The sequence below is a fragment of the Halomonas sp. AOP5-B2-8 genome, from assembly GCF_052376475.1.
In the GTDB taxonomy this organism is placed as follows: domain Bacteria; phylum Pseudomonadota; class Gammaproteobacteria; order Pseudomonadales; family Halomonadaceae; genus Vreelandella; species Vreelandella casei.
The window spans coordinates 107,968-129,075 of the sequence record NZ_JBQSVS010000004.1 but is presented as its reverse complement, the minus strand read 5'-3'; the positions used below and the strand labels follow the sequence as shown (position 1 = coordinate 129,075).

18 protein-coding genes and 1 tRNA gene are annotated in these 21,108 nt (G+C 52.3%); 9 read left to right on the top strand and 10 right to left on the bottom strand.

Annotated features, from left to right (window positions below; genetic code table 11):
- Window positions 1-5: 5 nt before the first annotated feature.
- Both hxsD and ovoA read right to left on the bottom strand, forming a co-directional pair.
- Complete coding sequence (gene hxsD, locus ACT3RP_RS10715) at window positions 6-299, bottom strand: His-Xaa-Ser system protein HxsD (RefSeq protein ID WP_483393754.1); 294 nt, start codon at window positions 297-299, stop codon at window positions 6-8.
- Between the two features lie 302 nt (window positions 300-601).
- Window positions 602-2,749: a 5-histidylcysteine sulfoxide synthase gene (gene ovoA, locus ACT3RP_RS10710; protein WP_483393753.1), complete on the bottom strand. Its 2,148-nt coding sequence runs from the start codon at window positions 2,747-2,749 to the stop codon at window positions 602-604.
- Window positions 2,750-3,390: 641 nt separating this feature from the next.
- On the opposite strand from ovoA, the gene ACT3RP_RS10705 reads away from it, so the two are divergent.
- From ACT3RP_RS10705 to ACT3RP_RS10695, 3 genes are all read left to right on the top strand, one after another.
- A complete protein-coding gene (locus ACT3RP_RS10705) occupies window positions 3,391-4,698 on the top strand; it encodes an ATP-grasp domain-containing protein (protein WP_096277309.1) in 1,308 nt (435 codons plus the stop codon).
- A 206-nt stretch (window positions 4,699-4,904) separates the two neighbouring features.
- Window positions 4,905-6,527, top strand: coding sequence for a BCCT family transporter (locus ACT3RP_RS10700; RefSeq protein WP_483393752.1), 1,623 nt, complete (start codon window positions 4,905-4,907; stop codon window positions 6,525-6,527).
- A gap of 592 nt (window positions 6,528-7,119) precedes the next feature.
- Complete coding sequence (locus ACT3RP_RS10695) at window positions 7,120-8,415, top strand: hypothetical protein (protein WP_483393751.1); 1,296 nt, start codon at window positions 7,120-7,122, stop codon at window positions 8,413-8,415.
- 391 nt (window positions 8,416-8,806) lie between these two features.
- Here the strand turns inward: ACT3RP_RS10695 and ACT3RP_RS10690 are convergent.
- Window positions 8,807-8,883: transfer RNA gene (locus tag ACT3RP_RS10690), tRNA-Arg, on the bottom strand.
- A 143-nt stretch (window positions 8,884-9,026) separates the two neighbouring features.
- Here ACT3RP_RS10690 and ACT3RP_RS10685 point away from each other — a divergent pair.
- Window positions 9,027-10,025 carry a TRAP transporter substrate-binding protein gene (locus ACT3RP_RS10685; protein WP_483393750.1) on the top strand — a complete coding sequence of 333 codons (999 nt, stop codon included), beginning with the start codon at window positions 9,027-9,029 and terminating at the stop codon, window positions 10,023-10,025.
- 92 nt (window positions 10,026-10,117) lie between these two features.
- Here ACT3RP_RS10685 and ACT3RP_RS10680 read toward each other — a convergent pair whose 3' ends face one another.
- Window positions 10,118-11,503, bottom strand: a complete 1,386-nt coding sequence (locus ACT3RP_RS10680; RefSeq protein WP_444671816.1) for an FAD-binding oxidoreductase — start codon at window positions 11,501-11,503, stop codon at window positions 10,118-10,120.
- 211 nt (window positions 11,504-11,714) lie between these two features.
- Entirely contained in the window at window positions 11,715-12,236 is a 522-nt protein-coding gene (locus ACT3RP_RS10675) for a TetR family transcriptional regulator (protein ID WP_176483354.1), read from the bottom strand.
- 109 nt (window positions 12,237-12,345) lie between these two features.
- Between ACT3RP_RS10675 and ACT3RP_RS10670 the strand changes: the two genes are divergently transcribed.
- From ACT3RP_RS10670 to fdhD, 5 genes are all read left to right on the top strand, one after another.
- A complete protein-coding gene (locus ACT3RP_RS10670) occupies window positions 12,346-12,768 on the top strand; it encodes a PACE efflux transporter (protein WP_096277297.1) in 423 nt (140 codons plus the stop codon).
- A 262-nt stretch (window positions 12,769-13,030) separates the two neighbouring features.
- Entirely contained in the window at window positions 13,031-14,029 is a 999-nt protein-coding gene (locus tag ACT3RP_RS10665) for a TRAP transporter substrate-binding protein (protein WP_096282244.1), read from the top strand.
- A gap of 1 nt (window position 14,030) precedes the next feature.
- Window positions 14,031-14,555, top strand: a complete 525-nt coding sequence (locus ACT3RP_RS10660) for a TRAP transporter small permease (RefSeq protein WP_096277295.1) — start codon at window positions 14,031-14,033, stop codon at window positions 14,553-14,555.
- A complete protein-coding gene (locus ACT3RP_RS10655; RefSeq protein WP_096277293.1) occupies window positions 14,552-15,814 on the top strand; it encodes a TRAP transporter large permease in 1,263 nt (420 codons plus the stop codon). The genes ACT3RP_RS10660 and ACT3RP_RS10655 overlap by 4 nt, the downstream gene beginning before the upstream one ends.
- A gap of 152 nt (window positions 15,815-15,966) precedes the next feature.
- Window positions 15,967-16,758: a formate dehydrogenase accessory sulfurtransferase FdhD gene (gene fdhD, locus ACT3RP_RS10650; RefSeq protein WP_096282243.1), complete on the top strand. Its 792-nt coding sequence runs from the start codon at window positions 15,967-15,969 to the stop codon at window positions 16,756-16,758.
- Window positions 16,759-17,004: 246 nt separating this feature from the next.
- Here fdhD and ureG read toward each other — a convergent pair whose 3' ends face one another.
- The 5 genes from ureG to ACT3RP_RS10625 all read right to left on the bottom strand — a co-directional run bounded on the left by ureG (window position 17,005) and on the right by ACT3RP_RS10625 (window position 21,102).
- Window positions 17,005-17,640 (bottom strand): urease accessory protein UreG, encoded by a 636-nt coding sequence (gene ureG, locus ACT3RP_RS10645; RefSeq protein ID WP_096277291.1) that lies wholly within the window; start codon window positions 17,638-17,640, stop codon window positions 17,005-17,007.
- 62 nt (window positions 17,641-17,702) lie between these two features.
- Window positions 17,703-18,416 (bottom strand): urease accessory protein UreF, encoded by a 714-nt coding sequence (locus tag ACT3RP_RS10640; RefSeq protein ID WP_096277289.1) that lies wholly within the window; start codon window positions 18,414-18,416, stop codon window positions 17,703-17,705.
- Window positions 18,406-18,921, bottom strand: a complete 516-nt coding sequence (ureE, locus tag ACT3RP_RS10635; protein WP_096277287.1) for an urease accessory protein UreE — start codon at window positions 18,919-18,921, stop codon at window positions 18,406-18,408. Before ureE ends, ACT3RP_RS10640 begins: the two co-directional genes overlap by 11 nt.
- A 148-nt stretch (window positions 18,922-19,069) precedes the next feature.
- Window positions 19,070-20,785, bottom strand: coding sequence for an urease subunit alpha (gene ureC, locus ACT3RP_RS10630; protein ID WP_096277284.1), 1,716 nt, complete (start codon window positions 20,783-20,785; stop codon window positions 19,070-19,072).
- Window positions 20,782-21,102, bottom strand: a complete 321-nt coding sequence (locus ACT3RP_RS10625; protein WP_096277282.1) for an urease subunit beta — start codon at window positions 21,100-21,102, stop codon at window positions 20,782-20,784. Before ACT3RP_RS10625 ends, ureC begins: the two co-directional genes overlap by 4 nt.
- Window positions 21,103-21,108: the final 6 nt, after the last annotated feature.

Sequence of the window (21,108 nt, the reverse complement as noted above, 5' to 3'; positions counted from 1 at the left end):
CGCGCTCAAGCACGTGCTTCCTTAAGCGCGGTGCGAGCAAGTAGCTCACGGATGCCGGACGTTTCTTTAAAAACCTGCTCACGCAAGGCGAAATCATTGAGCGTTCTAATCAATAGGGTCCGCGCCGCCGCTTCCGTTGGGAGCGCAGTATGATCTGCTGGAGTGACAAGAAGGTGCAAACCTGTATCGGTTTGCTGAATAAGGATAGAAAGCGTATTTGCCAATGCATAAACGGCTTTCTGGACCACCGGTAAGGGGTAGACCTTTATGTCGATTGTTAATGTTGATGACCAAAGCATAAGCCAACTCCGTCCATTGACTGCAAATAATTAACTCGGATATTGCTCTTGTTAAGTATTTTTTGCTATCTCTATTTTCGCTAAAGAAAAAATATTTTGATACGGGTTAATCGGCATTCTCATTGCGGTTTAGATTAACTAAAAAACGAGCAAGTTCATGCAATCACTTATCATCGGCCTTTATCGCAATATCTCTCTGAAAATGGAGGATTACCGCACCCTATTGGCCCAGTTGACCGAACATGTGTCGATTAACCGGGCCATTGGGCACTGAGTTGGCACGCCCAGGCATGAAAATATCGTTAGGAACGACGTTCCCACAGCGTGACTTCCGAGAGGCTGTGCTGGTATTTATGCATGGTCTCTCTAATCACAAAGGGGACTTTTTCGGGATCGTTAATCATCCGGAAATGAGGTTCAAGCAACGCCTTAAGGCCATCCAAGGTGCTGACATTTTCGCCGTTTTTCTTGATTCCTCCAATCCACTCCTCCTTCGGCGTATATTCCTCCAGCCACGTGTAGGGCGAGGCGATCATGAGGATGCCGCCCACGTTGATCCGCTCATGCACGGTCTGCAGAAACTGTGCAGGCTTATACAGCCGATCAATCAGATTAGCGGCCACTACTAAATCGTAACCGCTGAACTGTGGTTTGAGGTTGCACGCATCGCCTTGATGAAAGCTGACGCGTTCGACCACGCCTTCCAGCCCAAGGCTTGCCAGCGTACGTTCCTGGTAGGTGACCAGTTCGCCCTCTTCTGCACGGGTATAACGCAGCACTTTCTGCTCCGCCATTTCGACACCCTGGCGAATAAAGTTGGCGGAAAAGTCCACGCCATCTACCTGTTCAAACTCACGGGCCAGCTCGAAGCTGCAGCGCCCGCTGGCGCATCCCAGGTCCAGCGCGCGTTTCTTGGGTCGGCCAGCCATACTGGCTAATGCCCTGTTTGCCAGTGCCTGCGGGAAGTTGGCAACGCCAAACCACTCATCGCCGTAATGGAATTCTGCGTACTCCGACATGCGCGCATCACTTTCGTAATAAGCGCTGGGTAGCGTGACTTCCGCGTCTGACACAACATAGCGAAAGCCCGCATGCTGGAAGAAATGCCGCCGAAACGCATAGCGAGCGCTAAGCCGCGTTTCATTACCGCAGGAGATCCAGGAGCCGCCCTTGATCAGGTTATGCTGGTTATCAAACGTCGGCGTGGTGAAATCATCGTACAGCGGGTGCACATCAAAGCCTGGGAACGGGTAGGTGGGCGTTTCCACCCACTGCCACACATTGCCCACTACATCGAACCACTGGCCATGCTGGAAGCGCGTTACAGAGCACGAAGAGGCACCGTGATCTAAATGCAGGTTGGCATTGGCAGGCGCGTCATTTTCCAGCTCGGACACACCCGCTTCATCCGCCAAACGATGCCACTCATCTTCCGTAGGCATACGCACGGGCTGACCCGCCTGTTCGCTTTTCCAACCACAAAAGGCTTTAGCCTCGTGGAAGTTGACCTCAACCGGCCAATCCCAAGGCATTGTCACCTCTTCGGTCATCAAGCGCAGATGCCATTCGTTTTTCCACACCCAGAAGGTGGGATGGGTCGCCTTGGCAAAATTGCGCCAGCCTACCCCCTCTTCCGACCAGAAGGTGTCGGTCAAATAACCACCGGCTTCAACAAACTCCAGAAACTCGTTATTACTGACCAGGAATTGGCTCGCTTTAAACTCTTCAACGTCGGCACGGTGATGACCGTACTCGTTATCCCAGCCGTACCATGGGTCATCAAACGACTTGCCTAACGTCATCTCACCTTGAGGCACCGTGATCAAAGTGTTCTCCGGCGGCTCACCGGCGGTGCGAATAGGCGCCCACTCAGGCTGTGGTGACACCAGATCGAGTGACTGCTGGCGAATCAACACCGAAGACGTTTCAAGGTGGATACGCTCGTGCTCGATCCCCATGACGATAGGCCAGAAGGGGCTATCCCAACGAATGGGCAGCGAAACGGGCAGCTCACGAATCAAAGCGAGCACCGCGGCGCGAACCTTCGCGCGATAAGCCATCACCTCACTGACCAACGGCCACTGATAGTGGGCATCATTGAGGTCATCCCAGCTCATTTCATCGACGCCAACCGCAAAAATAGACTCCATGTTCGCGTCTATTCGAGCAGGTAAGAGCTTAGCCAACACCAGCTTATTAACGAAGAATGTCGCGGTATGTCCGAGGTAGAACATTAGCGGATGCCGAAGAGATATCGACTTACGCCGGTAGGCCTCTTCGCTGGCAAGCGTTGTAAACAGTGACTCATATCGATCGAAGGTGGCAGTGAAGCAGGCCTCAATGCTGCGGCGCGTTGCTTCCGGATCATTACCGGCCAACATGACAGTACGAGGAAATAGATCAGGCGACATCGATGCTTCTCGCCCAGTAGAGGAACGTGTAGAGGTCATATTTTTAAGCGCCTTTATCGTTAAGTGACGATGACAACACTCACAAATGTCGATAGCCACCACTCTTTTGGTAATCGTCGTGTCTCCGCTGCAGCAACTGACACTAGGTGTACAAGTAAACTGTACAGGTACACATAATAAGACATTAAAAACCAAAAACTCGTACAAAATCTACCTCTGGTTGTACAACAACTTTCTATACATCAAAAGGCACCTCATAGCAGGCCTTTAAAAGAGTGATTCGAAACGCTGATTCCCAGTAGGCAGGGGGCACAGATGAGTGCACGCTATCGGACTTCAAAGGTTTGATAAGGCAGTATTTTTCTAAATAAATGGGATTCAAATGCAGAGTAGTGATGGGCTGCAAAGCGTAACGCAACGGCGTATGTCATACCGTTCTCTTTAGACAATAATCCTCTCCTCAGCAGCGAGAAAACCTCTACATTAATTCCACAGATACTCTACAACCTAATTGCTAACTGTAACGATCTCAACTAACTTTGTTACCACGGGTGCGCTAAAACTTTTCTAATGCTGGTTTACTCACTCGCTTCTGAACATGACTGACTGCGACTGCGCCTATTTGGTGCGCTCCAACCGCCGCGCAGTCAGCCTGGGTCAACCAGCACGGAGGACATTGAATGTCGATAACATCAGAAAAGCAGTTGCCCGAATCAGTAGTGGCTTGGCGTGATCCAGAAATGGACTCGGTTAAAGGCACCGAGACGCCCAAAGATCCCAATAAAGGCTATATCGCCCTGCTTGGCTGGAGTATTAATGCCATTAAAGCGGCGCAAAAATTTGACCGCCGTTATATCGTGATTGCCCCCGAGTGGGCGGCGGATTTTTGCACCGCCAACAATATCCCTTTTATCTCTTGGGATTTTATCCGGTTGAATGATCGGTCCATGGAAATCGCCGAGAGGTTGAAGGAAGAAGGCGTCGATATCGCCATTCCGCTGTTTGAAGAGACCGTTGAGTGGTCCGGTGCGATCAACTCCGTCCTTCTCGACAGCCCTCGCATGTTTGGTCAATCTATTCTGTTCCGTGACAAGGCCTTGATGAAGCGTCGCGCGCAGCTTGGCGGTATCCGTGTTGGTATCTTTGAAGAGGCGCACGAGAAAGAAGACATCGTTCGCTTCATGAAGCGCGTTAACCAAACGCTGCTCAAACTGGATGGCGACCCGAACGATCCGATTCACGTGAAGGCGTTCGACAAAGCCGGTTGCCTCGGTCACCGAATGATCCGCACGCTCGAAGAAATCGACAACATTCCGGCCGAAGAATATCCCTTATTGATGGAAAGCCATCTGGATGGCTGGGAGTTCGCCGTTGAGGCCTGGATTCATGATGGTAAAATCCAGTTCCTAAACATTTCTGAATACGTAACGTTGGGCTATTCGGTATTCGTACCGGCGACGGCAGAGCTTGAAAGCTGGCGTAATGCGATCACCAAGCAGATTGAGCTGTTGATTAAAACGTTTGATATCAAGTTTGGCTTGATTCACCCCGAGTACTTCGTCACCGCTGATGGTGAAATGTACTTTGGCGAGGTGGCCTACCGCCCACCCGGGTTTAAGGCATTTGAACTGATCGAAAAAGCCTACGGCTTCAATGCCTATCAGGCGTCCATGCTAGTGTTCGATCCGAAAAGCACGAAAGAGGAAGTAGCAGCCTTCTTCCCTAAAGAAGTGGTCGATGCGAAGGGTTACGCAGGCTGCTTTGGTGTCTACCCGCGCCGTCGTGTTGTCAGCAAACTGGAAATGCCTACAGAGTGCGTTGATCACCCCTATTTCGAGTCACATGAGCTAGTAGCGCCTACGGAAGAGACAGTGCCTGACCGGTCTGCTTTCGGCACGCACTGGGGCCTGGTCTTCTTCTTTGGTGATGACCCCATCAAGATGCGCGATCTGCTCAAAGCGCAAGAGGACCTCGACTTCTACGTGTAGAGAGTCGTTAAAACAGCACGCGCCTCTATAGACGCGCTATTAGCATCAGAAAGCGATGCTGGCAGCGCGTATTTTTTTGCCGGCGTGGCGTAATCGCCCTATAGCTCCTACGTTGTTTTAAGGGCGTGTTTTAAAGGCCGGTTTGAAAACCAGCGTCGTAAAGAAAGTCATAAAAGAAAGTCGTAAAGACATAGGGAGCTATAACAATGGATGCACTTGCGCGAAAGCTGGGCCTCAGGACAGATCCCACCATATTTTTCACATCGGCCGGAATCATGATCCTGTTTTTAGTGGCGCTGTTAATTGCGCCAGACGCCATAGGCGCAGCCTTCGGCGCGGGGCGTGAATGGATCGTCACCAACCTCGGTTGGTTTTTTATTTTAGGGGTAACCACCTGGGTAGCATTTCTGCTGTGGGTGGCGATGAGCCGTTACGGTGCGATTCGTTTAGGCGGAAATGATGCGAAACCGACGTATACCAACGTTTCCTGGTTCGCCATGCTGTTTGCGGGCGGTATCGGTACGGTGCTGATGTTTTGGGGCGTCGCCGAACCGATTTCTCATTTTGCCAATCCTCCAAGGTCGGATGTCGAGCCATTCTCTGTAACAGCCGCTGACGATGCTATGAGCTTTGCGATTTATCACCTGGGGCTACATACCTGGGCAATTTTCGCCATGCCGGGACTGGCGTTTGCTTACTTTATCTATCGTTACAACCTACCAATGCGTTTCAGCTCGGTCTTCTATCCGTTCTTAGGTGAACGTATCTACGGCCCCATCGGTAAATCGCTCGATATCTTTGCCATTCTCGGCACGCTCTTTGGCGTAGCCGTTTCTATCGGGCTGGGCACCCAACAGATCAATGCGGGGCTAACGGAACTGTGGGGGGTTCCGGATGCGGTGATAACAAAAGTGCTGATCATCGCTGTGCTTACCACCGTGGCCGTAGGGTCAATCGTGGCGGGGCTGGATTCAGGCGTGAAACTGCTCTCCAATATCAATATTGGTATGGCCGTTGGCCTGCTGCTGTTTGTGCTCTTTACCGGCTCGACCGTTTTCCTATTACGTGCCGTGGTCGAAACCTTTGGCCTCTACATAACCAACCTGCTGCCCATGGCATTCTGGAATGACACGCTGGCACGTTACTCCAGCGAAGGCGGCGCCTGGGGCTGGCAAGGCAGCTGGACGGTGTTCTACTGGGCCTGGACAGTCACCTGGTCACCGTTCATCGGTATCTTCGTGGCGCGGATTTCTCGCGGGCGGACGATCCGCGAGTTCGTGCTTGGCGTGCTGTTCGCCCCCTCTATCTTTACGCTGGTCTGGTTTGCGATCTTTGGCTGGTCGGCAATGGAGATTGACGGCATTGGGCCCGCTGCCCGAGCGGCATTGGGGGATCAAGCGGGCATATTGTCAGCGGCTGTCGCCGAAAGCATCCCGCTCGCCATGTTCGCGTTTTTTGATAACTTCCCGGCCGCGACATTGATTAAAGGCTTAGCGGTGGTGATCGTCGCGATCTTCTTCGCTACTTCATCGGACTCAGCGTCACTGGTCGTCGATATGCTGTGTACCGGCAGCGCCGACCCTGGCCCTTGGCATCAACGTGTTTTCTGGGGTGTTTCTGAAGGCATGCTGGCTGCCATGCTCATCGTTCTGGCAGGCGATGCCGGGCTGACTGCACTTCAGCAGGTCATCACCGTTGTCGGCCTACCGATGTTTATTCTGGTCTTTATCATGATGTTCTCGCTTTACCGCGGCCTCTCCCATGAGGATCTCAGCGAAGTACGGGTAGGTAGCCCACCTAGGCAGGCAGAGTTGAAACCGGAGGATTAGGTGACGCGCAACAGGGACCTACGAGCAATCGTAGGTCCCTGTTTTGGATTTTCAAGTCTTGCCGGGGTTTACCTGTGACCGTCAGCGATCTGATTACTGCTTAAGCATGAACATACATGTCTGCGAATTTATACAAACAAGATCAAACTCAAGCCTCGCCAAAACTGAAAATATGCTTTATGAGGCTCGTGATTGCATCTTTTGGCGACATTAAGGCCGAAAATTGGGTGAAGTGAAACGTTGAATAGAAAAGCTTACAAAGCTCGTCCCTCTTAAGCAGTATGTGGTAATGTAAATTTGACATGTAAATTTGACTGATCATATGAAAAAAGATAAAAATGCAATCTATTAATATTGAGACCAAACAAAGCTAACGGCTTGAAAAGAGATTTTCGAAAAATCTGATAGGCACATACATTGTTATTGCTCTATAAAGGCAAAAATTAGAGTGAATCACTCAAGCAGCTTCATCATTTTAAAAACAGGATCATACATGTATAAAGCTGCTTAACACTCATACACTTTAATTTAAAATAAGAATATGAAAATCATCATCTCTAAGCTAACACTCTACAATTAATAAGGAGCTACAATGACAGCAGAAGTTGCAATAGCTAATGGAAGTGGCGTCGCGCTAGCTGCAGATAGCGCGGTAACCATTGGTGGAAGAAAAATATACAATTCAGCCATTAAGCTTTTTTCTTTATCTAAGTTGCATCCTGTTGGAATTATGATCTATGGGAATGCTAATTTGCTAGAAGTACCTTGGGAAACATTAATAAAAACAGCTAGACAAAACTTAGGGAGTAAAAGCTTTGACACATTAGAAGAGTATGGAAACGACTTCATTCAATTTATAAAGACGCATAAAGAATACTTCTCCGACTCAAGCCAAGAGTCATGGGTTCGATCAAACGTTCTTGGTTATTTTGAAATGATCCGAGAAGAACTATTTGAAAAAATTCATCCAATATTACAAGAGCAGGGCGAGGTTGACGCCAATACAACATACTCTTTGCTTGAAACAATAATCAACGATCATCATCAGCATCTCAAAAAACTAGATATCGTAAAGGATGCTGATGCAAGTTTTGAAAAGACTGTAAAATCCAAATATAAGCAAATTTTCAAAGAAATTTCAGACTTAGTGTTCCAAAAACTTGAAATAAAAACGCCTTTAGTTACAAAGCTAAATGATATAGCTACACTTCTTCACACAAGATCTATATACGCAAATGGAACGTCAGGCATTGTTATTTCAGGGTTTGGAGAAAAAGAAATATATCCATCCATACTAACTTATGAAATAGAAGGAGTAATAGACGGAAGATTGAAATTCAGAGAAATCCCTGAAAAATCATATAAAGTTCAAGGTGGAAATGATTGCAGTATAATTGCGTTTGCACAGGAAGATATGGTTGCTGCATTCATGAATGGGATGAACCCGTCAGTTACAAATCTTATAAATTCTTATCTTGACCATATTTTCAACAGGCTCCCAGAACTATTAAATGATGAAGACTTAAAAGGCAATAATAGCACAATAAAAAAGATAAAAGATAAATTAAGAGAAGACACAAAAAAACTTCATGAGGATTTCATAAACTTATTACAACAACATATAAGTGACAACCATGTTTCTCCAGTTCTTAATATGGTTACAGCTCTTCCTAAAGATGAGCTTGCGGCAATGGCTGAGTCGTTGGTAAATTTAACCGCATTCAAGCGTCGCATGACTGAATCTTTGGAGACGGTTGGCGGTCCAATAGATGTAGCAGTTATATCTAAAGGTGATGGTATGGTTTGGGTGAAAAGAAAGCTATACTTTCCTAGAGAACTTAACCAACATTTTTTTGAGAACTATTTCAAGGGGTTAAAAAATGACTAAATCAGCTAAAGAAAAAAATTCTGTGTACAAGTCCTTTGAGCAATTCAAGGCAGAGGTATTTCCTGTAACTGCCCACAAACAAAGCACCTCACCAAACCAGGACATAAGTAGTCTCGCAGTCTGCCTTGCAGAGACCTCTTTCAACAAAGTGTTACTTCATGATACTAAGCCCTAATGCTTAATCCCTCTGCAACCAATACTCCGTGATCCATTTTTGTAATTACAGTGCATCACAAGAATAGGTTGCAGGCCTACACTGAGCCTATAACAAATAAGACATCCAACAAAAAATTCAATGAAAGCTGTTGATATTCTTACCAAAATTTTCTTTTTTTGACACACAACAAAAAAAGGGGCCTGCGATTTCTCGCAGGCCCCTTTTTTAACAATTTGGCGCGCCCGGCAGGATTTGAACCTGCGACCCTCGGCTTCGGAGGCCGATACTCTATCCAACTGAGCTACGGGCGCTTGTGGGTGCGTATCGTAACCGTGCGGGCGCGATGTGTCCAGCCGTAAGCCGCTTGAGTCCTTTGGTCAATTGACCCTTTTCCTTTCTCTGGTGCATGCTTCGTAGGCACTTTCTCACCTTCGTACACTGGGAACATAATAAAATGAAAATATTTGCACGCAGCACGCTGGCATTGGGCATCTCACTGGCGTTAGTTAGCGCCGCGAACGCCGCTGATTTTGCGGATATGGACCCCGTTACCCTGCGCTTGGCCCACGTGGTCAACGAGCAAGATGGTTTCCACATCGCCGCCACTAAGTTTGAAGAACTGGTGGAAGAGCGCACCGAGGGCAAGGTGGATATTGAGATCTACCCCAATGCTTCGCTGGGCGATGAGCGCACGCTGTTGGAAGGAATGCAGATCGGCACCGTGGATATGGGCGTGATCACTAACGGGCCGGTGGCCAACTTTGTTGAAGAAATGGCGGTGTTTGAACTGCCGTTCCTGTTTCCCTCGCCAGACGCCGCTTATGAAGTGCTTGATGGCCCGATTGGCCAGGAGCTGCTGGATAAGCTATCAGACGTCAACCTGAAAGGCTTGGCCTATGCCGAGCGCGGCTTTCGTAACCTGACCAACAGCGAGCGGGCGATTAACGCACCAGAAGATCTTGATGGCCTGCGTATTCGCGTGATGGAAAACCCGGTGTATACCGACACTTTCCGTGAGCTAGGCGCCAATGCTATTCCCATGGCCTGGACCGAAGCCCTCACCGCGATGCAGCAGGGCACGATCGACGGGCAGGAAAACCCCGTGAACGTGATCCATTCGTTCAAGCTCGATGAAACTCAAAATTACATGACGCTTTCGCGCCATACCTACGCACCGGCTATTTTTGTGATGGGCATGCCGGTCTGGAATCAGCTACCCGAGCCCGTGCAAGTGGTGTTGAAAGAGTCTGCGCAGGAAGCGGCGGAGTATGAGCGTCAGGTCAACGCCGAGATGGAAGCCGAGCAACTAGCAGCGCTGCGCGAAGCAGGCATGGAGATCAACGAAACGCCGGATATTGAAGCGTTCCAAGCCGCCGTTGCGCCTGTTTATGAAAAATACGGCCAGGAGTTTGGCGATTACCTACCGCGTATTCGCGAAGCGCTGAGCGAGTAAGCAGCACCTTAGGAATCAATTGATCCATTAACGCCAAAGGCCACCGTTTGGTGGCCTTTGGCTTAGATTAAAGCAGCTATTACATATCGCGCTCAGGCTAAAATTTTGCCTGGATTGAGCAGGTTCTTAGGGTCTAGCGCCAGTTTCATGCGCTTCATCAGCGCGATTTCTTCTGGCGAGCGTGAAAGCGCCAGGTAGTCGCGTTTTTCAAGCCCCACCCCGTGCTCGGCGGAAATCGAGCCGTTGTATTTTACTAGCGAACCGTACACCAGCTCTTCCACTTCGCGGCGGCTGTGCGGGCTGGCATCGCGCACCGTAATCATAATGTGCAGGTTGCCATCGCCCAAATGGCCAAACACGACCATCGTGCCGGTTTCCGGCCACTGCGCGTTTAGCTTGCCCTCTAATGCCGTTACGTATTCATTCATGTGCGTGATCGGCAGGCTGATATCGTAGGAGAACATGGGATTAAGCTCATGCACCAGCGTTTCGATATCCTCGCGCACATCCCAAATACCTTGACGCTGCGTACTGGAGTTAGCCAGCACGGCATCGGTGATTAACCCAGCTTCCAGCGCTTTTTCTAGCACGCGGGCGAACGCCTCGGCTTCTTGTTTTTCATCCGAACCCAGGGTTTCGATGATGGCATAGAACGGTGAGTCGGTTGCCAACAGCGGCGTATGTTTGGTGGTTGCAGAGGTCATCAACGCGTAGTGATTGTTCCACAGCGCTTCAAAGGCGCTCAGGCTGTTCGCAAGCTCTTTAGATGCGAGCTTCAGCAGCGATGTCAGCGCGTCAAACGAGGGCACAGCGACCAGGGCCGTTTGCTCGCTGGGCATATTGGGATGCAGGCGCAGCACGGCGCGCGTAACGATCCCTAGCGTACCTTCGCTGCCGATGAACATCTGTTTAAGATCATAGCCGGCGTTATTCTTCAGCATGGTATTCATCGAACTCACCACGGTGCCGTCACTCAATACCACTTCTAGCCCCAGCACCTGCTGGCGCATCATACCGTAGCGTATAACCCGGATACCGCCTGCATTGGTAGCGATGTTGCCGCCAATGGTGCAAGAACCACGCGCACCCAGGTCGAGTGCAAACTGCATATCGATCTCTTGGGCAGCTTCCTGGACACGCTGAAGCGTCACGCCTGCCTGTACCTGCATCGTCGAACCGATCGCATCGATAGTCTCAATCTGATTCATCAGCTCTAGCGATACCACCAGCTCATTGGGGCTGGCCACGGCGCCGTGCACGATGCCGGTTAATCCGCCGTGCGTCACCACCGGCTGCTTGGCGGCATGGCATTTCGCCATGACTTGGCTGAGCTGCTCGGTCGATTGCGGTCTGATGATCGCTTTCGCTTCGCAAGGCGCTTTGGTGAACCAGTCGACGCTTCGCAGCGCGATATCGTCGCCTAGCAGCACACCTGTTTTGCCTACGATGTTTAAAAGATCGTTAATCAGCGTGTCCATTATCTGTTCCTATTATGGCCAGTCGGCGCAGTGAGCAATCTGGCGAGTTACGGGTTTTTCCGGGCTGAATAAAGACCATTGTCATTTCTTGCTTCTTTGCCCAAGCAGCCAGGGTGGCACTGATGTATTCCGGGCCAAATTCACTATGTCATTACACTTCGACGATGATAGGTATGCAAGGCGGCTAGGACATAATGGAAGCGAAACTGCTTCAGCCGACCATCTCTTCGATGTCGCGAAAGATTAACGCCCACTTATCGTCGTCTATCTCCAAACCAACGAGGTTGCGTAGAAGAAATGCGCCCTCTGCCGCCAAATAGGCAAGTCTGCGCTGTCGACTCTCCCAATCATTTGCGTCCAGATCGTCTATGCGAACCCGGTACCAGCTCTGCATTTCTGAGCTGGCGTAGCCGCTGCTTGCTAGTGTGGCGAGCATCGCGGAGACGGTCCTGCCGACGTGACTCTCTTCTCGTTGTGTAGACTGGAGGTGGGCTTTCAAACGGGCATCAGCAGTTCTGTTATCCCCGAGAATGGCTTGGTACTCCTCAGCCTCGCGGACCATCCACCTCGCCAGTAACGCCTCGACCATCGCCTCGCGGGTGCCGAAGACTGTCTGCACACTTGCCTTCGACAAGGAAGCTGCTTTAGCTAATGATCCGAACGACAACGAAGCGGCGCCTCCGCTGGCAATCACACCTTCCGCCAAATCGAGCAACTGTTCACGATCGATCAATCTCGGCCTAGCCATACTATTTCCCTTTTCACCCTGTTAAAATACGGTCGTATTTATATACTGACATACCTAATGTCGCAAGTTTTCAATCAAGCAGGATCGAATGTAAATGACTCTCTCTCCACTCGCTCGCCGGGCCACCTACGTGGTAGTTTTTGAAACATTCGCAATCGCTCTTGCGACATTACTTCTCATGGCTCTCAACGGGGGTGAAGCACACAGTTCGCTACCAGTTGCAGCTGCAAGCTCCCTTGCCGCAGTGGTCTGGAATTTCATCTATAACACGCTCTTCGAACGGTGGGAGATGAGCCGCAGTATTCAGGCCCGTTCCCTTGGCCTGCGTGTTGCCCATGCCGTTGGTTTTGAAGGTGGCCTGGTCATCATTTTAATCCCTCTGTTCATGTGGTGGTACCAAGTGGGGCCGCTCGATGCACTTAAAATGGAAGTGGCGCTACTGGTTTTCTTCCTGGTCTTCACCTTCGTGTTCACGTGGATTTTCGATCACTTAGTGCCGATCAAGCGCGAGGCTTGATCAGCAAACTTTCTCCTGCCAAAAACATCCACTTTTGACCGATCTTTGCCTATCGCGTTTCTGGTGTCGATAGGATTACCTCTTGAGCCCGCGTTCTAGCACTTTTTTTCTTTCTATGATGAATCACAGGAGTAGAATCATTTATTTGTGCGCTAAAACCAATATGCTATAGGTGACGCCCCTGTCACAGATAGCCCCTTGTCTCACTATAAAAAACTGCCCACTCCAAGGAGATCACGTGGATAACGCCACACGTTCCAATATGCCTTACCAGCTGCTTCAGCGCGCGACGCTAGCCATGGTTTGCACCAGCCTTCTGGGGCTTTCGCTGGCCACTCATGCTGACACGCTACCCGCCACCACGCTGCGCTTGGCACACGTTGTTAATAGCGATGACACTTACCACATTGCGGCAACGCGCTTTCAAGAACTGCTCAGCGAAAAGAGCGACGGCGCGATTAGCATCGAAATTTTCCCCAATGCTTCGCTAGGCGATGAGCGTACGCTGCTGGAAGGTATGCAGATTGGTACCGTCGATATGGGCGTTATTACCAACGGGCCGGTGGCTAACTTCGTTGATGAGTTTTCCGTTTTTGAGCTGCCGTTTCTGTTCCCATCTGCCGAAGCCGCCTACTCGGTGTTAGATGGTGACATCGGCCAGGAGATCCTCGACAAGCTGGAAGGCGTCAATCTCAAAGGGCTGGCTTACGCCGAGCGCGGTTTTCGTAACATCACCAATAGCCGCAACGCGATTAATACCCCTGACGATCTTGATGGTTTAAGGCTGCGCGTGATCGAGAACGAAGTGTATGTGGATACCTTCCGCACGCTGGGTTCCAACGCCGTGCCGATGGCCTGGACCGAAGCACTGACCGCCCTACAGCAAGGCACCATTGATGGGCAGGAAAACCCCATCAATGCGATCTATGCGTTCAACCTGGCGGAAACTCAGGATTACCTGACCATGACCCGCCACATTTACGCACCGGCGCTGTTTATTATGAGCCTGCCCAAGTGGAATTCACTGCCCGAAGACGTGCAGACCTTAGTGCTTGAGGCATCACGTGAGGCATCGGCCTACGCACGTGAACAAAATGCGGAAATGGAAGCCGAGCAGTTAGCCGCCCTTGAAGCCGCCGGTATGGAAATCAACGACTCGCCGGATATTGAAGCGTTTCAGGCCGCGGTAGCCCCGGTCTACGAAAAATACGGCAGTCAGTTCGGTGACTACCTCCCCCGTATCCAGGAGGCGCTGCAGTAACGTGGCCACTTTGTCGCAATCGTTATTATCACTATTAAGAGGCATTGAGCGCGGGCTGGATAAGATTCTCCAGCCTATCGTGTTCCTTGGCATGGCTGCCCTGATTGGCGTGATCACGCTACAAATTGTCTCTCGGGTGCTATTTAGCGCCGTCGGCTGGACCGAAGAAGTCGCCCGTTTTCTACTGGTATGGATCACCTTTTTGGCCGGCACCCTGGCGTTTCAGCGCGGGCGGCATATTGCCGTGACCTTTGCGGTGGATGCCCTACCCGGCCGTCTGCGCCAAGCGGCACGGGTTATCGCCCTGCTCATCGTGCTGGCCTTTATGATCACGCTGATTGTGATTGGCTACCGTTATATGCAGGTGCAGAGCTTTCAGAAATCCGCCTCGCTGCGCCTGTCGATGACCTATGTGTATGCGGTGATGCCGATCTGCGCGGCCATTATGGCATGGTATGCGCTGGTCGATATTCTAGAGCTGCTGCTTAACGGCGAGACCTCCCATCACCAGGAGGAACCGCTATGACGCTGCTGCTATTTGGGCTTTTCTTCCTGTTTATGCTGCTGGGCGTGCCGATCGCTTTTGCGATTGGCGCCAGCGCGCTGTATGCCCTGTACCAGTCGGGCGTACCGCTGATGGTCGTCACCCAGCAGATGTTCCAGGGCATTAACTCCTTTGCGCTGGTCGCGATCCCGATGTTTATTCTGGCCGGTGATTTAATGGCCCAGGGTAAGGTGAGCGAAAAACTGGTCAGCTTTGCCGATTCGCTAGTGGGCTTTATGCGCGGCGGGCTGTCGGTGGTTTCCGTGATGGCGGGCATGTTCTTTGCGGCGATTTCCGGCTCAGGGGCCGCGACCACGGCAGCCGTAGGCTCAAGCCTAGTACCAGAGCTTAAACGCAAGGGCTACGACCCGGCCTCGGCGGCTAGCCTGATCGCGGCGAGCGGCACCATTGGCGTGGTCATTCCGCCCTCGGTGCCGATGATTATCTATGCGGTCATCGCCCAACAGTCGGTATCCAAGCTGTTTTTAAACGGCTTTTTGCCAGGGCTCGCGATGGGATTAGGGCTAATGGCCATCGCCATTGCGCAGGCCTATAAGCGCCAATACCCTAAAGGTACGCCGCTATCACTAGCCACTATTCTGCGCACCTTTAAAGATGCCAGCTGGGGGCTGATGACGCCGGTGATCATCCTGGGCGGTATTTTCACGGGGCTATTCACACCGTCAGAAGCAGCGGTCGTCGCGGTCAATTACGCCATGCTGGTATCGCTGCTTGTGTATCGTGACCTAACGCTGGTGCAGGTTTATAAGCTGTTGATTCGCTCTGCGATGACCACGGCGGTGATTATGCTGGTGATTGCGATGTCAGCGGTGCTGAGCTGGACGCTCTCCAGCTGGCAGGTGCCGGGCGCCATTGCCCAAGCCGTGCTGTCGCTCTCGACCAACCCCTACGTGATTATGCTGCTGGTGGTCGGCGTTATTTTGCTCACCGGGGTGTTTATTGAAACGGCCAGCGCGCTGATTATTCTCACGCCGGTACTGCTGCCGCTGGTGCTTCAGCTGGGGATTGATCCTATTCACTTTGGTTTGATCATTGTGGTGGGGCTTTCCATTGGAATGATTACCCCGCCGGTGGCGATTAACCTTTACGTGGCGTCATCGATCACGCAGCTGCCGCTTGAGCGCATCACCCGCGCCATCGTGCCGTACTTATTGGGGCTGATTGGCGTGCTGCTGCTGGTCGTTTACGTGCCGATACTCATGGGCTGGTCAGGGCGTTAGCAGCGTTGGAATTTACTGACCGCAGCCCTTCCCCTTCAATGCCTTTGACCAAGCCCAGGATGGCTTGGTCGGGCTTAGCAGGAGACACCATGAACGCACAGCGCCCAAAAAGCTCGTCATCTCCACCAGAGGCCGCCTTGGCGTATCAGCCAATGGAGGTACGCCACGATGCCAGCGGCTGGCATGCCAACGCTCAGGAGGACATGCTGGCACTGGAAGTACCGGTGGCGCTGGTCTACAACGGTATCTCCCACGCGGTGATGATGGCCAGCCCTACCGACCTGGAAGACCTGGCGCTGGGGTTCAGCCTTTCTGAAGGTATCCTTGCCCATCCGCACGAGTGCTACGACATGGAACTACGTGAGGAAGAGCATGGGCTGGCCGTTCAACTGACAATTTCGACCCAAAGACTGGTGGAACTCAAACAGCGCCGCCGCAACCTGACCGGCCGCACCGGCTGCGGTCTATGCGGCACCGAATCCCTGGAACAAGCGATTAGCCCGATTCCCCATGTGATTGCGCCAGCGCTGAGCGACGCGGCTATTCAGCATGCCCTGGGCGAATTACTCGCTCACCAGCCGTTACAGGCGGTGACTGGCGCCAGCCACGGTGCTGCTTGGTGCGATTTAAATGGACGAATTCAACGGTTACGCGAGGATGTTGGCCGCCACAATGCGCTAGACAAGCTGATCGGCTCCTTGGCCGGCGATGGGGTGCTGCTTGATGAAGGCTTTGTGCTGGTCTCAAGTAGGGCTAGCTACGAGATGGTGCACAAGTGTGCCAGCGCAGGCATTGGTGCACTGGTCGCTGTCTCTGCGGCCACGGCGCTGGCGGTGGAACAGGCCCGCGAGGCGGGTTTACTGCTGGCTGGCTTTGCACGCCCAGGTCGTCATTTGATCTATCACCGCCCTCTTACAACAGCTGCCTATGCACAGGATGGCTAACGCGAAAGCCCCTAAACTGAAGGCCTTATATGTGCCATTTTTGCCCACTTTAGGTATTTTTCTACTGTGTAAGCAGTTATTTAGCTAACAATTGTAGGTTTCATAACATGGGTTAAGGTGTGCATTACCTTAGTCGTCCAATCTACTTAGGTGGTGGCCAAGGATGGCCCGTTTTTAGCAAGCAGCTAACCACATTCTTCAGTTGCCCTGACCACTTAAACCGCCTGGTCAGGGCGGCTTTTTTGTTTATAGGGCTGCCGCAACATCAGGCCGACGCTCGTCAAGCATTCCTTTATCGAGAATAAAGCGGATGATCTCCTCAAGCCCCACCCCATCATAAAGATTGGTAAATACAAAGGGGCGCTCGCCGCGCATCTTTTTAGAATCTCGCGCCATAATGTCTAACGAAGCGTGCACCTGTTCCGCGATATCCATTTTATTGATAATCAGCAAATCGGACTTGGTGATCCCTGGCCCGCCCTTGCGTGGAATTTTGTCGCCGGCAGAAACGTCGATCACGTAAAGCGTTAGATCGGAAAGCTCAGGGCTAAAGGTCGCTGAAAGATTATCGCCCCCCGACTCCACCATCACCAGCTCAAGCTTAGGATGACGCGCCTGTAGCTCATCAATGGCGGCAAGGTTCATCGAAGCATCTTCACGAATAGCCGTATGCGGGCAGCCGCCGGTTTCCACGCCCAAAATGCGATCGGCAGGCAGGGCATCGTGTTTGAGCAAAAAATCGGCATCTTCGCGGGTATAGATATCATTAGTGACCACGGCAATATCGTAATAATCGCGCAGCGCTAAGCAAAGCTGCTTGAGCAGCGCCGTTTTACCGGAACCCACCGGGCCGCCTACTCCAATACGTAAACAGTGCGTCATAACATGTCCTCAATAAGCGGATTAACTGCTGAGCTATCTAACGTCTACAAAACGTGAATCTGTTAGCTTCTAAACAGGCGTGAATATTGCGTTTCGTGTAATGCGCTGGCGAGCGCCAACCCAGGCAGCACAGGGCCTAGCTCGTCGTCATATAACGTCAGCGCATGATCAACGGCATCAACCAAAGCGGGGCGCAGCTGCTCAATAATACGCTGCGCAGCGGTGTGACCAAGCGGTAGCGCTTTGCAGGCCACGGCTAGCTGATTTTCCAGCCACGCCCAGGCAAAGCCGAGCAACATTTGCCGAATAGACGCGCCACGCAAGTGGGCCGCAAAGGCAAATAGCGTCACATAGCCTGGGTGGGCCGGTAACAAGGGCGGTAGTAAGTCTTCACTCGGCATCAGATTTAAGCTGCCCAACAAGCGCTTTAACGATGCGCCCAGGCGGCTATCTTCAGCGGCTAACTCCGCCGTTTCCCGCGTGGCGGCCAGCCACTCATCCCACTGCGCGATTGAATCACGGTCTGCGTCATCAATGGCCTTGTGCAGCCGTGCCAGTACCGGTAGTTCGCAGCGTGTTATGCCATCTTCCAAGACGCCGCACAGCCATTCAGTCAGGCTGGCCTCATCCCGTACCCAATCAAGCTCAAATGCGCTTTCCAAGCCTTGCGAGAAAGCAAATGCCCCGATGGGCAACGCCGGGCTAACCAGTTGCATCAGCCCCAACAGCGCTAAATCGTCGTGCTGCCCGGCGGATGCGGTTTGCTCAGTGGGCATGGTGGTGATCGTGATCGTGCACATGGTCGTGGCCGTGCGCATGGCCATGGGAGTGCCCACCGCCTACTTGGCTATAGGCGCCCGGCTCTGGGTCGAAGGTCGCGTCATGGTGCTCCAGCGTGGCGCCCAACAGCACGGCTAGTTCCTCCAGCACGTGATCTGGCGGGAAGCGCACCCAGCTGCCTTTTTCATCGTCACCTAAGGCTAACTGAACGTGGCGATTACCCAGATGATAGGCCAGTCGCGCTAGCGGTAAGCCAGTACTCACTCGCGCGGTAACCACCGGTTCTATGGCGGCGCAGATGCGTACCACTTCGCCGCTTTCGGCTTTTAGGCCTTCGCCGCTACGCAGTACCGGCCCGCGATCTAAAAACAACCCAAGCTCACGGCCACTGTCGCTTTTGGCTTTCAGGCGTCCACGAATTCGCAGCTCAAAGGGCAGCGTTAGTGTATCGCTAGCAGCGCTCTCGTTTATCGGCCCTAAACGTTCTATCAGTTTTAGCATGACTAGCGTCCTTTCTCGCTCGGTGCGGCTGTGCCGGGGGTAGGCAGTAGAGAGGGTCTTTTGCCATGGATGGCAAAAGTAGCGTACACGGACGTATTCACAGCGCCCTCTCGTAGGCCTATCCCCGGCGCCCCGGATAATAGTTCAATCAAAACAAGTGATAGCGCTGGGCCAGCGGCAGTTCGGTGGCCGGCTCGCAGGTTAAAATTTCGCCGTCACAGCGCACTTCATAGGTTTGCGGGTCCACGGTTAATTCAGGACACGCATCGTTCAACTTCATATCTTTTTTACGCACGCCGCGCACGTTTTTACACGCAGCCAGCGTACTTTGCAGGCCCAGGCGCTCCTTAATACCGGCATCTAGCGCGGCCTGGCTAACGAAGTTGAGTCGAATTTGACTGGTGGCACGGCCGAAAGCGCCAAACATGGGCCGGTAGTGAACCGGCTGGGGTGTGGGGATTGACGCATTGGGATCGCCCATGGGCGCGCCCACAATCATGCCGCCTTTTAAAATCAGTGCCGGTTTAACGCCGAAGAAAGCAGGCTTCCACAGCACTAAGTCAGCCAGTTTACCCACTTCCACCGACCCCACTTCATGAGCAATACCGTGCGTGATCGCGGGGTTGATGGTGTATTTAGCGATATAGCGCTTAGCGCGAAAGTTATCGGCGCCCAGCGCTTCATCTTCTGGCAGTAAGCCGCGCTGTACTCTCATTTTATGCGCGGTTTGCCAAGTACGGCAGACCACCTCGCCTACGCGCCCCATGGCTTGGGAGTCTGAGGCAATCATCGAGATCACGCCAAGGTCATGCAGAATGTCTTCAGCGGCAATGGTTTCGCGGCGAATACGCGAATCGGCAAACGCCACGTCTTCAGGAATATTAGGGTCGAGGTGATGACACACCATCAGCATATCGAGATGCTCGTCGATGGTATTGATCGTGTAGGGCCGTGTCGGGTTGGTGGATGACGGCAGCACATACTCTTTCGAACAGGCGGTCAGAATATCCGGCGCGTGGCCGCCGCCCGCCCCTTCCGTGTGATAGGTGTGAATACCGCGCTCTTTAAAGGCTGCCAGGGTGTCTTCGACAAAACCCGACTCGTTTAGCGTGTCAGTATGAATAGCAATCTGCACATCATACTTTTCCGCCACGGTTAAGCAGTTATCAATGGAGGCCGGCGTGGTACCCCAGTCTTCGTGGAGCTTTAGGCCCATGGCACCCGCTTCTAGCTGGGCCTCAAGCGCTTCGGGCAGGCTGGCATTGCCTTTCCCCAGCAGGCCGATATTCATCGGCAGGTCATCAACGGCTTGCAGCATTTTACCAATATGCCATGCGCCGGGCGTACAGGTCGTGGCGTTGGTACCGGTAGCCGGCCCGGTGCCGCCGCCTAGCATCGTGGTGATGCCACTCATCAATGCTTCTTCGACCTGCTGGGGGCAAATAAAGTGAATATGCGAGTCGATGCCGCCAGCGGTAAGAATTTTGCCTTCGCCTGAAATAATTTCAGTACCGGGACCAATCACGATATCAACATCGGGCTGTACGTCCGGGTTGCCAGATTTGCCAATCGCAGCGATACGGCCATTTTGCAGCCCTACATCGGCTTTAACGATGCCCCACCAGTCTAAAATCAGCGCGTTGGTGATGACGGTATCCATCACCGAGTCATCAACACGCTGGCTTTGGCCCATACCATCGCGAATCACTTTGCCACCGCCGAACTTCACTTCATCACCGTAGTGAGTGGCGTCTTTTTCGACTTCAATCCACAGCTCGGTATCGCCTAAGCGAACCCGGTCGCCCACCGTAGGGCCGTACATATCGGCGTAGGCTCGCCGACTGATCTTGTTGGTCGGTTTCATTGTTTACCTCCGTCGAGCGCGCCCATGACTTCGCCACGAAAGCCATAAATTTCGCGCTTGCCGACAAACGGAATTAGCGTGACTTCACGGGTCTGGCCAGGCTCAAAGCGAATCGCCGTGCCTGCTGCCACGTCTAAACGAAAGCCGCGGGTTTTGACGCGATCGAAAATGAGCGCGGGATTGGCTTCTGCAAAATGATAGTGAGAGCCTAGCTGGATGGGGCGGTCACCGGTATTCGCAACGTCTACCGTAATGCGCTCACGCCCCACGCACAGCTCGATATCGCCCTCTTTTAACTGATACTCACCAGGAATCATCGTATC